At 74.0% G+C, this 14,793-nt stretch carries 12 protein-coding genes; 5 read left to right on the forward strand and 7 right to left on the reverse strand.

The features are described 5' to 3' along the window. Positions 1-58 precede the first annotated feature (58 nt). Positions 59-1,099, forward strand: a complete 1,041-nt coding sequence (locus ACJ6WD_RS16395) for a Gfo/Idh/MocA family oxidoreductase (protein WP_331247080.1) — start codon at positions 59-61, stop codon at positions 1,097-1,099. Positions 1,100-1,188: 89 nt separating this feature from the next. Here the strand turns inward: ACJ6WD_RS16395 and ACJ6WD_RS16400 are convergent, their stop codons facing one another. Both ACJ6WD_RS16400 and ACJ6WD_RS16405 read right to left on the reverse strand, forming a co-directional pair. After that, positions 1,189-1,740: a GNAT family N-acetyltransferase gene (locus tag ACJ6WD_RS16400; RefSeq protein ID WP_233657658.1), complete on the reverse strand. Its 552-nt coding sequence runs from the start codon at positions 1,738-1,740 to the stop codon at positions 1,189-1,191. Next, entirely contained in the window at positions 1,737-2,243 is a 507-nt protein-coding gene (locus tag ACJ6WD_RS16405; protein ID WP_407616026.1) for a DedA family protein, read from the reverse strand. The genes ACJ6WD_RS16400 and ACJ6WD_RS16405 overlap by 4 nt, the downstream gene beginning before the upstream one ends. A gap of 201 nt (positions 2,244-2,444) precedes the next feature. Between ACJ6WD_RS16405 and ACJ6WD_RS16410 the strand changes: the two genes are divergently transcribed. Beyond that, positions 2,445-2,732 carry a heavy-metal-associated domain-containing protein gene (locus ACJ6WD_RS16410; protein WP_016570279.1) on the forward strand — a complete coding sequence of 96 codons (288 nt, stop codon included), beginning with the start codon at positions 2,445-2,447 and terminating at the stop codon, positions 2,730-2,732. A gap of 707 nt (positions 2,733-3,439) precedes the next feature. On the opposite strand, the gene ACJ6WD_RS16415 is transcribed toward ACJ6WD_RS16410, so the two are convergent. The 5 genes from ACJ6WD_RS16415 to ACJ6WD_RS16435 all read right to left on the reverse strand — a co-directional run bounded on the left by ACJ6WD_RS16415 (position 3,440) and on the right by ACJ6WD_RS16435 (position 10,467). Next, a complete protein-coding gene (locus ACJ6WD_RS16415) occupies positions 3,440-4,729 on the reverse strand; it encodes a citrate synthase (protein WP_016570280.1) in 1,290 nt (429 codons plus the stop codon). Positions 4,730-4,906: 177 nt separating this feature from the next. After that, a complete protein-coding gene (locus tag ACJ6WD_RS16420; protein ID WP_233657656.1) occupies positions 4,907-7,165 on the reverse strand; it encodes an ATP-dependent RecD-like DNA helicase in 2,259 nt (752 codons plus the stop codon). 94 nt (positions 7,166-7,259) lie between these two features. Further along, positions 7,260-8,141 (reverse strand): sugar phosphate isomerase/epimerase family protein, encoded by an 882-nt coding sequence (locus tag ACJ6WD_RS16425; protein ID WP_407616027.1) that lies wholly within the window; start codon positions 8,139-8,141, stop codon positions 7,260-7,262. Then, a complete protein-coding gene (locus tag ACJ6WD_RS16430; RefSeq protein ID WP_331247084.1) occupies positions 8,138-9,322 on the reverse strand; it encodes a dihydrodipicolinate synthase family protein in 1,185 nt (394 codons plus the stop codon). Before ACJ6WD_RS16430 ends, ACJ6WD_RS16425 begins: the two co-directional genes overlap by 4 nt. Further along, positions 9,319-10,467: a Gfo/Idh/MocA family protein gene (locus ACJ6WD_RS16435; protein ID WP_407616028.1), complete on the reverse strand. Its 1,149-nt coding sequence runs from the start codon at positions 10,465-10,467 to the stop codon at positions 9,319-9,321. Before ACJ6WD_RS16435 ends, ACJ6WD_RS16430 begins: the two co-directional genes overlap by 4 nt. A gap of 175 nt (positions 10,468-10,642) precedes the next feature. On the opposite strand from ACJ6WD_RS16435, the gene ACJ6WD_RS16440 reads away from it, so the two are divergent. The 3 genes from ACJ6WD_RS16440 (at position 10,643) to ACJ6WD_RS16450 (ending at position 14,743) form a co-directional block, all read left to right on the forward strand. Continuing rightward, entirely contained in the window at positions 10,643-11,827 is a 1,185-nt protein-coding gene (locus ACJ6WD_RS16440; RefSeq protein WP_233657652.1) for a LacI family DNA-binding transcriptional regulator, read from the forward strand. Positions 11,828-11,855: 28 nt separating this feature from the next. Then, positions 11,856-12,728: a sugar phosphate isomerase/epimerase family protein gene (locus ACJ6WD_RS16445; RefSeq protein ID WP_407616029.1), complete on the forward strand. Its 873-nt coding sequence runs from the start codon at positions 11,856-11,858 to the stop codon at positions 12,726-12,728. A 191-nt stretch (positions 12,729-12,919) separates the two neighbouring features. Next, complete coding sequence (locus tag ACJ6WD_RS16450) at positions 12,920-14,743, forward strand: glycoside hydrolase family 3 protein (RefSeq protein WP_407616030.1); 1,824 nt, start codon at positions 12,920-12,922, stop codon at positions 14,741-14,743. The last annotated feature ends 50 nt before the right edge of the window (positions 14,744-14,793 follow it).

Consider the following 14,793-nt stretch of genomic DNA (forward strand, 5'->3'; position numbering starts at 1 on the left):
CCCGCCCCTCCTCTCCCCCTCTCCCTCCCCAGCACCTCCCGCCCCAGAAAGGACCCCCGTGAAGATCGGTCTCATCGGTACCGGGCGCATTGGCGCGTTCCACGCCGCGACCTTGCAGAACGTCCCCGGCGTCACCGACCTCGTGGTCGCCGACGCGGACCCGGTGCGGGCCGCCGCGCTCGCCGGCGACCTGGGCGTACGGGCCGCCGACGACATCGCGGCGATGTACGCGGACGGCCTGGACGGGGTGGTGATCACCGCCGCGACCAGCGCGCACGCGACCTTGCTCCATCAGGCCCTGGACGCCGGCGTGCCGGTCTTCTGCGAGAAGCCGGTGGCACTGGACGTACCGGGCACCCGCGCCGTCGTGGCACGCGCCGAGGCCGGCCGGGTGCCCGTGCAGATCGGTTTCCAGCGGCGGTTCGACGCCGGGTACCGGGCGGCGCGGGCGGCGCTGCGCTCCGGCGAGCTGGGCTGGCTGCACACCCTGCGGGCCTGCACCAGCGACCAGTCGCCGCCGCCGGCCGCCTTCATCCCCACCTCCGGCGGGCTGTTCCGGGACTGCAGCATCCACGACTTCGACGTCATGCGCTGGCTGACCGGTCGCGAGGTCGTCTCCGTCTACGCCCAGGGGGCCAACCGCGGCGCGGACTTCTTCGCCGCCGGCGACGACGTCGACACCTGCGCCGCGCTGCTGCGCTTCGACGACGACACCCTGGCCACGGTCACCGCGACCCGCTACAACGGCGCGGGCCACGACGTCCGGTTGGAGGTCTGCGGCTCCGCCGGGGCCCGCTTCGTCGGCCTGGACGACCGGGCGCCGATGCCGTCCGCCGAGACCGAACTGTCCTGGCGCCGGGCGGAGGCCCCGTACGCCACGTTCATGGAGCGGTTCCACGACGCGTACGTGACCGAACTGGAGGTCTTCGCCGAGGTGGCCGCGGGCCGCATGCCCAGCCCGTGCACCCCCGCCGAGGCGTTGGAGGCGCTGTACGTGGCGGAGGCGTGCGACCGCTCGCGCCGGACCGGCCGGCCGGTGGCCGTGGCGGACGTGCGGGCGGGCGGGGCCGGGGCCGACGGTGCGACGCCCGGCGCATGACCGGCGCCCGGGTCCCGACGGGGCGGTCGCCGGTCGGGTCCGTGAGGTGCGCCGTCAGCGGCGGGCGGGCGCCGCGCCGGTGGCCGGGGCTAGCCCCGGCCACCGGTCGTCGCTCCCGGCAGCGTCGCCCGCCACTCGTTGGCCCGTAGCAGATGGTCCTTGGGGTACGTGATCTCGCACGGCCCCAGGAGGGTGAAGCCGGCTTTGCGGCACACCGCGTTGGACGCGGCGTTGGCCACGGCGGGGAAGGCGTGGACGGTGCGGTGGCGGCCCTCCGCGGCGGCGGCCGCGAGGACCTGCCGCACCGCGCTCGCCGCGATGCCGCGCCCCTGGAACGCGGAGAGCACGCACCAGCCCGCCTCGTAGACGGGCGCGTCCCGCCACTGCGCCTCCCAGAAGCCGACGGTGCCGACGGCCTCGCCCCGCGGCAGCAGGATGCGGTACATCCGGCCCGGGCCCTCGCCGCCGAGGTATCTCAGGTGGCGGCGGTCGAGCTGCTCCGCGGTCTCGGGTCCGCCCAAGTGGCGCGTCATCTCGGGGGTGTTGGCCTGCTCCAGCAGCGCGCGGTCGGCTGCCGTCCAGGGCGCGATCCGCACCGCGGGCGCGGCTTCGCGTGCTGCGGTTTCCCGTTCCGTCGTCATGCCCCCAACGTTACGGACGACCACTGACAGTCATACCGCGGTGATCGACGACGCCTGGTCACCGCCCTCCTCGCGGCCCGCGCGGGGAGGGGTGCCGGGGCCCGTCGCGCGGCCCGGGCGCGCAGTGCGCGGCGGTGGACGACCCACTGGACGGCGGTCCCGGCGGCGGCCACGAGGACGGAGACGCCGATGCCGATGGCCGCGGCGCAGAAGGGGTTTCCGGCGGCGGCCCTGCCGAGGTAGCCGAGACCGACGGAGTAGGTGGCCCACAGGGACTCGGCGAGACCGGCGCCGATCAGGTACTTGCGCAGCGGGTAGTGCAGCACCCCGGAGGCCAGGGCCCCGGCGATCCGCCCGCCGGGCAGGAACCGCACGGCGATCACGAAGGGCACGCCGTGGCGCCGGATCCGCCGGGACGTCCACGCGAGTGCCGCCCGGCGGCTCGGGCGGCGCAGCATCCAGGCCCGGACGGGACGGCCGAAGCGCCGCGCGGCCAGGTACATCAGGGACGTGGCAACGCGTGCGGTCCGGGGCGTCCCGGGGTTGGCTCGATACCCCTAGGGGGTATACAGTGGCGAAAGTCGGGAGGACGACACCGGCCGCCACCGCGCTCCCACGCGCCACTTGGGCACCACACTGGGCGCAACGGCCACATCGCCCGTACCGGCGCATGTCGGCACACACGGCACCACGAGGAGAAACCCATGGCTGAGAACGGCTCCTGCTGCACCCCCGAAGGCTCCTGCCACACCGGCGGCGGCACCGCCGTCGAGGTCGGCGCGGTGACCACCACCTACAAGGTCACCGGCATGACCTGCGGCCACTGCGAGGGCGCGGTGTCGTCCGAGATCGGCGAGATCGCCGGCGTGAGCGCGGTGCAGGCGGTCGCGGCGACCGGCCTGGTGACCGTCACCTCGAAGGCGCCGCTGGACGAGGCCGCGGTCCGCGAGGCGGTTGACGAGGCGGGCTACGAGCTCGTCGGTCTCGCCTGACGCCGACACACGCACACGCACGAGGCGCAGGGCGCCCCGCTCTGCCGGCGGGGCGCCCTGCGCCTCGTGCGCACGCAGTGGGACCGCCCGCAATCGGGCACTGACGGTAATCGCCGCAGACCGGGACGATCAGCGACGAACGGTCACAACCTCAGAGGTTGGTCACAAGAATTCACATGGCCCTTACAACTCGCACAACACCCATACGTCGGGGCAGCGATCTACAAAAGGAAGCCCTTGACCAGATTCGCCCCTATATGGCATGAGACCCAGATCACACTCATCGGAACGTAACCATTGAGGGGGGACGCGAGTCTAACCGGGCAGTGCAGGCACCCCGGCGGGGCTTGCACTGCGACAGCCGTGCAGGGTCTTTGGGGGACCGTGTTCGGCTCCGCGTTGGCCGGGGCGACGCGCCCGGGGAGCTTTGAGCGGCCCTCCCGAATGTGCGCGTCCCGGCAGAGCGCGGTGCAACCCGGAACGCCCGGACGGATCCCGTGGGGGGAATCCGCACCGGGACACGGGAAGCGCCCCGCACTCTGGACCCGTGGGGGGATCCGGAGGCGGGGCGCTTTCTCTTTCCCGCGCACCGCGGCGCCGGCGCGCGGCCGGCACGGCCCGCGAGGGCACGGAAACGCATTTGCGCGATTATCGATCACCGGTGTGCAACGGCTGGTGTCGGCCCAGCCGTTACGCCGGGGCCGGGTTCAGCGCTCCTGGACGGGCACGAAGTCGCGCTCGACGACGCCGGTGTAGACCTGCCGCGGACGGCCGATGCGGGAACCGGGCTCGGTGATCATCTCGTGCCACTGGGCGATCCAGCCGGGCAGCCGGCCGAGCGCGAAGAGCACGGTGAACATCTCGGTCGGGAAGCCCATCGCCCGGTAGATCAGGCCGGTGTAGAAGTCGACGTTCGGGTAGAGCTTGCGCTCGACGAAGTAGTCGTCGGCCAGCGCGTGCTCTTCCAACTTCAGGGCGATGTCGAGGAGCTCGTCGCTCTTGCCGAGCGCCGAGAGGACGTCGTGCGCCGCCGCCTTGATGATCTTCGCCCGGGGGTCGAAGTTCTTGTAGACGCGGTGCCCGAAGCCCATGAGCTTCACGCCGTCTTCCTTGTTCTTCACCTTGCGGATGAAGGTGTCGACGTCGCCGCCGGCGTCCCGGATGCCTTCCAGCATCTCCAGCACCGACTGGTTGGCGCCGCCGTGCAGCGGGCCCCAGAGGGCGTTGATGCCGGCCGAGATCGAGGCGAAGAGGTTCGCCTGCGAGGAGCCGACCAGGCGCACGGTGGAGGTCGAACAGTTCTGCTCGTGGTCCGCGTGCAGGATGAGCAGCTTGTCGAGCGCGCTGACCACGACCGGGTCCAGGTCGTACTCGGCGGCGGGGACCGAGAAGGTCATCCGCAGGAAGTTCTCGACGTAGCCGAGGTCGTTGCTCGGGTAGACGACCGGGTGGCCGACCGACTTCTTGTAGGCGTAGGCCGCGATCGTCGGAAGCTTGGCCAGCAGGCGGATCGTGGAGATGTGCCGCTGCCGCTCGTCGAACGGGTTGTGGCTGTCCTGGTAGAACGTCGACAGCGCGCTGACCACGGAGGACAGCATGGCCATCGGGTGGGCGTCCCGGGGGAAGCCGTCGTAGAAGCGCTTGACGTCCTCGTGCAGCAGGGTGTGGTACGTGATGTCCTGCTTGAAGGCCGCCAGCTCATCGACGGTGGGCAGCTCACCGTTGATGAGGAGGTAGGCGGTCTCCACGAACGTGCTGCGCTCCGCGAGCTGCTCGATCGGGTAACCGCGATAACGAAGGATGCCCTTCTCGCCGTCGAGATAGGTGACCGCGGACTGGTACGCCGCGGTGTTGCCGTAACCGGAATCCAGGGTCACCAGACCGGTCTGGGCGCGCAGCTTCGAGATGTCGAAGCCCTTGTCGCCGACCGAGCTGTCGACGATCGGGTAGCTGTATTCGCCGTCCCCGTAACGCAGTACTACAGAGTTGTCGCTCACGTCATCCCTCACCGACGTTGTGCCTCTTCTTCGAGGTGCCCTGACTGCCTATACCTTCCCCCATTTGGACCTTGGATGTGCACTCGGGGTCGGCCATAGGGCCTCATCGCGGCACTCAGTGCCGCGTACGGGGTCCATCCTGCTCCCGTTCGCCCCGATTAGGAAAGAGGGGCGACCTCACCTCACTCCGGCGAGCCGGTGATCCAGGGCCGTATGCCTCCGACCGGCGGATACCGTCCGCACGGCCTGTCCGAGGGCCCTGCGGGACCCCACCAGCACCACCAGGCGCTTCGCCCGCGTCACCGCCGTGTAGAGCAGATTGCGCTGGAGCATCATCCAGGCGCTGGTGGTGACCGGAATCACCACCGCCGGGTACTCGCTCCCCTGGGAGCGGTGGATCGTCACCGCGTAGGCGTGGGCGAGCTCGTCCAGTTCGTCGAAGTCGTACGGGACCTCCTCGTCCTCGTCCGTGAGGACCGTCAGGCGCTGCTCGACGACGTCGAGGCCCGTGACCACCCCCACGGTGCCGTTGAAGACGCCGTTGCGGCCCTTCTCGTAGTTGTTCCTGATCTGGGTGACCTTGTCGCCGACGCGGAAGACCCGGCCGCCGAAGCGGCGCTCGGGGAGGTCCGGGCGGGCCGGGGTGACCGCCTGCTGGAGCAGGCCGTTGAGCGATCCCGCGCCGGCCGGGCCGCGGTGCATCGGGGCCAGCACCTGGACGTCCCGGCGCGGGTCGAGGCCGAACTTCGCCGGAATACGGCGCGCCACCACGTCGACCGTCAGCCGGGCGGCCTCCTCCGCGTCCTCCTCCGGGAACAGGAAGAAGTCCGGCAGGCCGCTGGTCAGCGGCGGGACGCCGGAATTGATGCGGTGCGCGTTGGTCACCACACCGGACTGCTGGGCCTGGCGGAAGATCTTCGTCAACCGGACGGCGGGCACGGGCCCGTCCGGCGCACGACCGTCCTCCCCCTCGGACGTGCCGCGCCCGGCCCCTCCCCCGGCGAGCAGATCGCGCAGCACCTCGCCGGCACCCACCGACGGCAGCTGGTCGACGTCCCCCACCAGCAGCAGGTGGGCGCCGGGCGGCACCGCCTTGACGAGCTTGTTCGCCAGCAGCAGATCGAGCATCGACGCCTCGTCGACCACCACCAGATCGGCGTCCAGCGGGCGGTCCGCGTCGTAGGCGGCGTCCCCGCCCGGCTTGAGCTCCAGCAGGCGGTGGACCGTGGAGGCGTCCGTGCCCGTCAACTCCGCCAGCCGCTTGGCGGCCCGGCCCGTGGGGGCCGCCAGCACCACCGTGGCGCGCTTGGCGCGGGCCAGCTCGACCACCGAGCGGACGGTGAACGACTTGCCGCAGCCCGGGCCGCCGGTGAGCACCGCGACCTTGCTCGTCAGCGCCAGCCGGACCGCCGCCTGCTGCTCGGGGGCCAACTGCGCCCCCGTGCGCCGCGCCAACCACGCCAGCGCCTTGTCCCAGTCCACGTCCTGGAAGGCGGGCATCCGGTCGTCGTCCGTGCGCAGCAGTCGGGTCAGCCGCCCGGCCAGGGAGATCTCGGCGCGGTGGAACGGCACCAGGTACACCGCGGTGACCGGAGCGCCGTCCTCCGGGCCGGGCACCTTCTCGCGGACCACGCCCTCCGGGTCCTCGGCCAGCTCGGCCAGGCAGTCGATGACCAGCCCGGTGTCCACTTGGAGCAACTTCACCGCGTCCGCGATCAGTTGCTCCTCGGGCAGGAAACAGTGGCCCTGGTCGGTGGACTGCGACAGGGCGTACTGGAGGCCGGACTTGACCCGGTCCGGGCTGTCGTGCGGGATGCCCACCGCCTGGGCGATCCGGTCGGCGGTCAGGAAGCCGATGCCCCAGACGTCGGCGGCCAGGCGGTAGGGCTGGTTCTTCACCACGGAGATCGACGCGTCGCCGTACTTCTTGTAGATCCGCACGGCGATGGAGGTGGACACGCCGACGCCCTGGAGGAAGACCATCACCTCCTTGATCGCCTTCTGCTCCTCCCACGCGGCGCCGATCAGCTTGGTGCGCTTGGGCCCCAGGCCGGGCACCTCGATCAGCCGCCCGGGCTCCTGCTCGATCACGTCGAGGGTGTCGATGCCGAAGTGCTCGGTGATGCGGTCGGCGATCCGGGGGCCGATGCCCTTGATGAGGCCCGAGCCGAGGTAGCGGCGGATGCCCTGGACCGTGGCCGGCAGGACGGTGGTGTAGTTCTCCACCGTGAACTGCTTGCCGTACTGGGGATGGGAACCCCAGCGGCCCTCCATCCGCAGCGACTCCCCCGGCTGCGCACCCAGCAGGGCGCCGACGACGGTCAGCAGGTCGCTGGAGCCACGGCCCGTGTCGACCCGGGCGACCGTGTAGCCGTTCTCCTCGTTGGCGTACGTGATCCGCTCCAGGACCCCTTCCACCACCGCTGCGTTGACCATGCCTCGACGGTACCGCCGGGGACCGACAGCGGTGCGGGCGGCGGGTTCCGCACCGGGCCCGGGGGCGGGGCGGCGGGCCGGGCCTCCCGGCCGGTCAGACCACGTGCCGGACGAAGCGGGCGATGACCTCCGCGAGGACCTCGGCGCCGTCGCGGGACCACAGGGACGGGTTGAAGATCTCCACCTCCACGGGCCCCCGGTAGCCGGCCGCGTCGACGCGCTCGCGGAACCACCGCAGGTCCACCGCGCCGTCGCCCAGCTGCCCCCGCCCCAGGAGGACGCCCTCGGGCAGCGGCGTGACCCAGTCGGCGAGTTGGAAGGCCGCGATCCGGGAGGGCGGGCCGGCCGCGCCGGTGACGGTGGCGGTGTCCGCGGCGCCGGCCCGGGCGAGTTGCGCGCCGACCGTGTCGTCCCACCACAGGTGGTAGGTGTCCACCACCACGCCCACCCGGTCGGCGGGGAAGCGCTCGGCCAGGTCGAGGGCCTGGGCGAGGGTGGAGACCACGCACCGGTCCGCCGCGTACATCGGGTGCAGCGGTTCCAGGGCGAGCCGCACGCCCCGTTCGGCGGCGTACGGGGCCAGTTCGGCGAGCGCGTCGGCGACCCGCTCCCGGGCACCGGGCAAGTCCCGGCTGCCGGGCGGCAGTCCGCCGGAGACCAGGACGAGGGTGGCGGTGCCGAGCGCCGCGGCCTCGTCGATCGCGGCCCGGTTGTCCGCCAGGGCCACCCGCCGCTCCCCCGGGTCTTCCGCGGTGAAGAAGCCGCCCCGGCACAGACTGGAGACGGCGAGCCCGGCGTCCCGTACGAGACGGGCGGCGGCGGCCACCCCGTAGGCGCGCACCGGGGCCCGCCACAGGCCGACGCCCCGCAGGCCCGCACGGGCGCAGCCGTCGGCCAGTTCGGGCAGCGACCACTGCCGGACGGTCTCCTGGTTGAGGCTCAGCCGGGACAGCAGGGGCGCCGCGGTGTCCGTCACGGGGCGCTCGCCTCCTCGACGCCGTGCACGGCCAGGAGGGCGCGCATCTTGGCGGCGGCCCGTTCGGGGTCGGGGAACAGCCCGAGCCCTGCCCCGAGTTCGTGGGCGCGGCGCAGGTGCGGGAGGGAGCGGGCGGACTGCAGGCCGCCGACCATGGTGAAGTGGGACTGGTGCCCGGCCAGCCAGGCGAGCAGGACCACGCCGGTCTTGTAGAAGCGGGTGGGGGCCTGGAAGAGGTGGCGGGCCAAGGGGACGGTGGGGTCGAGGACGGCACGGAAGCCCGCCGGGTCGCCGGCGTCCAGGCGGCGCACGGCCTCGGCCGCCAGCGGGGCGAGCGGGTCGAAGACGCCCAACAGGGCGTCGCTGGCACCGTGGGCGTCACCGGCGATCAGTTCGGGGTAGTGGAAGTCGTCGCCCGTGTAGCAGCGCACCGCCCGCTGTCGCCCGTACTCGGCCGAGGCCGTGCCCCCGCCCGTGGGGGCCGTCCCCCTCGTCCCGAGCCGGCGGCGCAACCGGACTTCCCGGGCGGCGTCCAGGAGGGAGACCTTGACCCCGTCCACCGCCCCGGGGTTGTCGGCGACGATGCCGAGCAGGTTCTCCGTGGCGACGTCGAGGTCCGCGCTGCCCCAGTAGCCGGCCAGGGCCGGGTCGAACGCCGCGCCGAGCCAGTGCAGGATGACCGGGCGGGTGGTCTGGCGCAGCAGGTGGCCGTAGAGGTCGCGGTAGGCGTCCGGGCCGACGCCGAGCGCGGCGAGGTGGCGGGAGGCCATCAGGACGGGCTGGGCGCCGGCGTCCTCGACGAGGGCGAGCTGCTCCTCGTAGGCGGCCCGGACGTCGGCCAGGGAGAAGCCGTTCAGCGGGAGTTGGTCGGTGCCGACGCCACACGCGAGGCGCCCGCCGACCGTGCGGGCCTCGGCGGCCGAGCGCCGGATCAGTTCGGCGGCGCCGGCCCAGTCCAGGCCCGCGCCGCGCTGGGCGGTGTCCATCGCCTCGGCCACGCCCAGACCGTGCGCCCACAGATGGTGGCGGAAGGCGAGGGTGGCGTCCCAGTCGAGGGCGGCCGGACCGTCCGGGGAGGTGTCGGCGTGCGGGTCGGCGACCACGTGGGCGGCGGCGAAGACCGTACGGGAGCGCAGGGGCGGCGCCGCTCCGGTGGGGGCAGCGGGTTCCGGGGCGGTCAACGGGTCAGCTCCGGCACCGGCAGCCGGCGGCCCTCGGCCGAGGAGCGCAGGCCCAGTTCGGCGAGCCGGACGCCGCGGGCACCCGCCCACAGGTCCCACTGCCAGGGCCCGTCGGCCACCACGTGCCGCAGGAACAGCTCCCACTGCACCTTGAAGGCGTTGTCGAACTCGGCGTTGTCGGGCACCTCCTGCCACTGGTCGCGGAACGGCTCGGTCGACGGCAGGTCGGGGTTCCACACGGGTTTGGGGGTGCCGGCCCGGTGCTGGAAGCGGCAGCGGCGCAGCCCGGCGACGGCCGAGCCCTCGGTGCCGTCCACCTGGAACTCCAGCAGTTCGTCGCGGTGGACCCGGACCGCCCAGGAGGAGTTGATCTGCGCGAGGACGCCGCCGTCGAGTTCGAACAGGGCGTAGGCGGCGTCGTCGGCGGTCGCCTCGTAGGGGGTGCCGGACTCGTCCCAGCGGCGCGGAAGGTGCGTGGTCACCCGGGCCTGGACGGCGCGGACCGGCCCGAACAGCTCGTGCAGCACGTACTCCCAGTGCGGGAACATGTCGGAGGCGATGCCGCCGCCGTCCTCGGCGCGGTAGTTCCAGGACGGGCGCTGGGCCGGCTGCCAGTCGCCCTCGAAGACCCAGTAGCCGAACTCGCCCCGCACGGACAGCACCCGGCCGAAGAAGCCGGCGTCCAGGAGGCGGCGGAGTTTGCGCAGCCCTGGCAGGAAGAGCTTGTCCTGGACCACGCCGTGTTTGACGCCGGCGTCCTGCGCGCGGCGGGCCAGGTCCAGGGCTTGGGCCAGGCCGGCGGCGACGGGCTTCTCCACGTAGAGGTGCTTGCCGGCAGCAATCGCTTTCTGCACAGCCGGTTCGCGGGCCGCGGTCACCTGGGCGTCGAAGTAGATCTCGACGGTGTCGTCGGCGAGGACGGTGTCGAGGTCGCGGCTCCAGGCGAGGCCGTGGCGCTCGGCCAGGGCCCGGACCCGTGGCGCGGAACGGCCGACGAGCACCGGTTCGGGCCAGATCACCGTGCCGTCGTCCAACGGGAGTCCGCCCTGTTCACGCAGGGCGAGGAGGGAGCGGACCAGGTGCTGGCGGTGGCCCATGCGCCCGGTCACGCCGTTCATGGCGATGCGTACGGTCCTACGTGTCACGGCCCGGCCTCTCTGCGCGCTCGGCGGGTGGGGTGCGTGCGGGGTGGGGCGGGTGGTGCGCGGATGGGGGTACCTGTGGACGGTAAGCGCTTTCTCTCAGCAGGGACGCTAGCCTGCGTGGCAGGTCGCCAACAAGGGTGCGATCGAGGGGCGTTGGGGGATGCGGGAGGGCGCGATGGCGGTGACGCTGGCGGATGTGGCGGCACGTGCGGGGGTGTCGGCGGCGACCGTCTCGCGGGTGCTCAGCGGCAGCTATCCGGTGACCGAGGGCACCCGCGGCCGGGTGCTGCGCGCGGTCGCGGAGTTGGAGTACGTCGTCGACGGCCCGGCGAGCGCACTGGCCGGCGCCGGCTCCGACCTGGTCGGCATCGTGGTGAACGACATCGCGGACCCGTTCTTCGGAGTGCTGGCGGGCGCCGTCCAGGGGGAGCTGGGCGGCGCCGGTCCCGGCGGCGAGAAGCTGGCCGTGGTGTGCAGCACCGGTGGCTCCGCAGCGCGCGAGCTGGACCACCTCACCCATCTCCAGCGGCAGCGGGCCGCCGCGGTGGTGCTGACCGGCGGCGCCCCCGAGGACCCCGGGCACGCGCGGGCCCTCGCCGCCAAGCTGGCGCGGCTGGCGGCGACGGGCACCAGGGTGGTGCTCTGCGGGCGTCCGCCGCAGGAGCCGGAGGTGACCGCAGGGGCAGCGGGGGCGGCGGGAGCGGCGCCGGCGGTGGGCCGGGCCCGGGGCGCCGTGCCGCCGGTCACCCTGGCGTTCGACAATCGCGGCGGGGCCCGGCGGCTGACGGCGCACCTGCTGGCGCTGGGGCACCGCCGGATCGGGTGCGTGACGGGGCCGGCCGGGCGCACCACCACGACCGAGCGGCTGGCCGGCCATCGGGACGCGCTCGCCGCGCACGGCGTCGTGGACGTGCCGGCGCTGACCGTCCCCGGGGCCTACGACCGTTCCTCGGGCTATGACGCCGCCCTGGAGCTCCTGCGTCGGGAGCCGCGCCTGACGGCCGTCGTGGCGGCGAACGACACCGCCGCGCTGGGGGTGTGCGCGGCGCTGCGCGACCGGGGCCTGCGGATACCCGAGGACGTCTCGGTGGCCGGTTTCGACGATCTGCCCTTCAGCGTGGACGCCGCGCCCGCGCTCACCACCGTGCGGCTGCCGCTGCGGGAGGCGGGGGCCCGGGCCGGGCGGCTGGCGCTGGGTCGGGCGGTGGCGCCGCCGGGCGGGGTGGCGAGGCTGCCGGCGGAGCTGCTGGTGCGCGAGTCGACCGGTCCGGTGCGGCCCGCGGCGACGTCGGCCGGGGGTGCCGGGGGTGCGGGGGGTGCGGTTTCGGGCCCGATCGGGTCGGGCAGGGTTGGCGCCTGACGTGGCGTCAGCAGTGCTGGGAGGCGGGATGAGCGGGGACGGCGCGGACGGGGACGGCGGTCCGGTGGCGGTGCGGGCGGCGTTCTCGACGCTCGGGGTGCCGGGGCTGCCGGTGGCCGACGTGGTCCGGCTGGCCGTGGCGTGCGGCTATCAGGGCGTGGAGGTGCGGGCGCACCCCGAGGAACCGGTGCATCCGCTGCTGGGCGCGCGGGAGCGGGCGGAGGCGCGCGGGCGGTTCGCGGACGCGGGGCTGGAGGTCCTGGCCGTCGCCGGGTACGCGAGGGTCGCGGCGGAGTGCGCGGGCCCCGCGGCGGAGGCGGAACTGTCCCACGAGCTGGACGAACTGGTGCTGTTGGCGGCCGACTTGGGGGCTCGTTTCGTGCGGGTCTTCCCCGGGGGCGGCGGTCGTCCGGCGGAGCGGGCGGCGGCGGACGCGGTCCGGCGGCTGGGCGCGGTGGCGCCGCTGGCCGCGGAGCGCGGGGTGCGGGTGCTGCTGGAGACCCACGACTCGCACCGCACCGGTGCGGCGGTGGCCGGGATCCTGGCGGCCGTGGACGATCCGCACGTGGGCGCCCTGTGGGACGTGCTGCACAGCTGGCTCGGTGGGGAGGCGCCCGCCGCGACCCGGGCCGCGCTGGCCGGTCACCTGGGGTACGTGCAGGTCAAGGACGTGGCGTCGGCGCGGGATCTGACGCCGCTGCCGTTGGGGGCGGGGGTGCTGCCACTGCCGGAGGTGGTGGCGGCGCTCGGGCCGGGGGCCGGCGGCTGGTGGTGCTGGGAGTACGAGCAGCGGTGGTTCCCCGGTGCGGCGGGGCTGCCGGGGCTGTTGGCGCAGGGGCGGGCGCACGTGGCGCGGCTGTTCGGCGGCGGGGGCGGGGACCGGAGGCGGGGCGGCGGCTGACCGGCGTGCCCGGCCTCGGGCGGCGGTCCGCGAAGCCGGCCCCGTGCGCGCCCACCACACCCCGGCCCGCCCCGCAATCCCGGGGCGGCGCCGTGGTTCTCCGTCATTGACCGGCAGTTGTTTTCCGGCTATCCGTGTCTCCTTGGAAGTTTCCTTCACCTGTTCGAGGAAGCCCCCCGGAAGGAGCGCAGATGCACTCCAGACGTACCGTCCTGACCACCGCCGCGGCAGCAGCCGCGGCCGCCGCCCTGGGTGTCGGCGAGGCGCACGCCGTCCCCTCCCCCGTCCCGTCGCCGCCGCCCGCCACCGTGGAGCGGCTGCGCCGGCTGATCGCCCGGATGTCGCCGGAGGAGAAGGCCGGCCAGCTCTTCGTGATGCGGGTGTACGGGCACTCCGCGACCGATCCCGACCCGGCCGACGTCGCCGCCAACCGCGAGGAGATCGGCGTCGCCAACGCCGCCGAGCTGATCGCCGAGTACCACGTCGGCGGCATCATCTACTTCGGCTGGGCGCACAACACCCGCGACCCGCACCAGATCGCCGCGCTGTCCAACGGCATCCAGGAGGCCGCCGCCCGGCTGCGCGTCCCGGTGCCGGTGCTGATCTCCACGGACCAGGAACACGGGATAGTGGCCCGGATCGGGGCGCCGGCGACGCTGCTGCCCGGGGCGATGGCGCTGGGCGCCGGCGGGTCCGTGGAGGACGCCCGCACGGCGGGGCGGATCTCCGGCCAGGAGCTGTTCGCGATGGGCGTCCGGCAGGACTACGCGCCGGACGCGGACGTCAACGTCAACCCCGCCAACCCGGTCATCGGGGTGCGGTCCTTCGGGGCCGATCCGCAGGCCGTGGCCCGAATGGTCGCGGCGCAGGTGGGCGGCTACCAGAGCGCGGGGGTGGCGGCCTGCGCCAAGCACTTCCCCGGGCACGGCGACACCGACACCGACAGCCACGTCGGGCTGCCGTACATCCACCACTCCGCCGAGGAGTGGGAGCGGCTGGACGCGCCGCCGTTCAAGGCCGCGATCGCCGCCGGCATCGACTCGGTGATGACGGCGCACATCGTGGTGCCGGCCCTCGACCCCAGTGGCGATCCGGCGACGCTGTCCCGGCCGATCGTCACCGGCATCCTGCGCCGGCGGCTCGGTTACGACGGGGTGGTGGTGACCGATTCGCTGGGCATGGAGGGCGTCCGGGTGAAGTACGGGGACGACCGGGTGCCGGTGCTGGCGCTGAAGGCCGGGGTGGACCAGTTGCTGAACCCGCCGGACCTGTCCGTCGCGCACGCGGCGGTCGTCCGGGCGCTGCGGGACGGGGAGCTGAGCGAGCGGGAGATCGACGCCAAGCTGTTGCGGATCCTGTCGTTGAAGGAGCGCCGGGGGCTGTTCGCCGATCCGTACACCTCTCGGGAGCAGGTCGACCGGGTGGTGGGGGTGCGGGCGCATCGGGCCGCCGCGGACCGGATCGCGGACCGCACCACCACGCTCCTGCTCAACAGGGACGGGGTGCTGCCGCTGTCCCGGCGGCGGACCGGCCGGCTGCTGGTGGCGGGCGCGGATCCGGCCGCGCCGTCCGGCACCGGTGGGCCGCCGACCGCGGTGCTGGCCGAGGAGCTGCGCCGGTCGGGCTTCACGGCCACCGTGTTGCCGACCGGGACGGCGCCGTCGCGGGAGCTGATCGCCCGGGCCCGGGCGGCGCTGGCGCAGCGGGACGCGGCGGTGGTGGCGACATACGACATCGCCTCCGCCTCGTCGGCGCAGCGCGCGCTGGTCGAGGAGTTGGTGGCGACGGGGAAGCCGGTGGTGCAGCTGGCGGTGCGCAATCCGTACGACATCGCCTTGTTGGACGGGGTGGCGGCGGCGCTGGCCAGTTACTCGTGGACGGACGTGGAGTTGCGGGCGGCGGCCCGGGTGATCGCCGGGCGGCGGGACCCGGTGGGCCGGCTGCCGGTGGCGATAATGCGCGCGGACGCGCCGCAGACCGCGCTGTTCCAGATCGGGCACGGGCTGCGGTACTGAGCGGGCCGGCCGGCCCGGTGGGTGTGCGTCCCGCGCGTGGTGCGGGACGC

The sequence above is a fragment of the Streptomyces sp. VTCC 41912 genome (genome assembly GCF_045799175.1).
Lineage (GTDB): Bacteria > Actinomycetota > Actinomycetes > Streptomycetales > Streptomycetaceae > Streptomyces > Streptomyces albulus_C.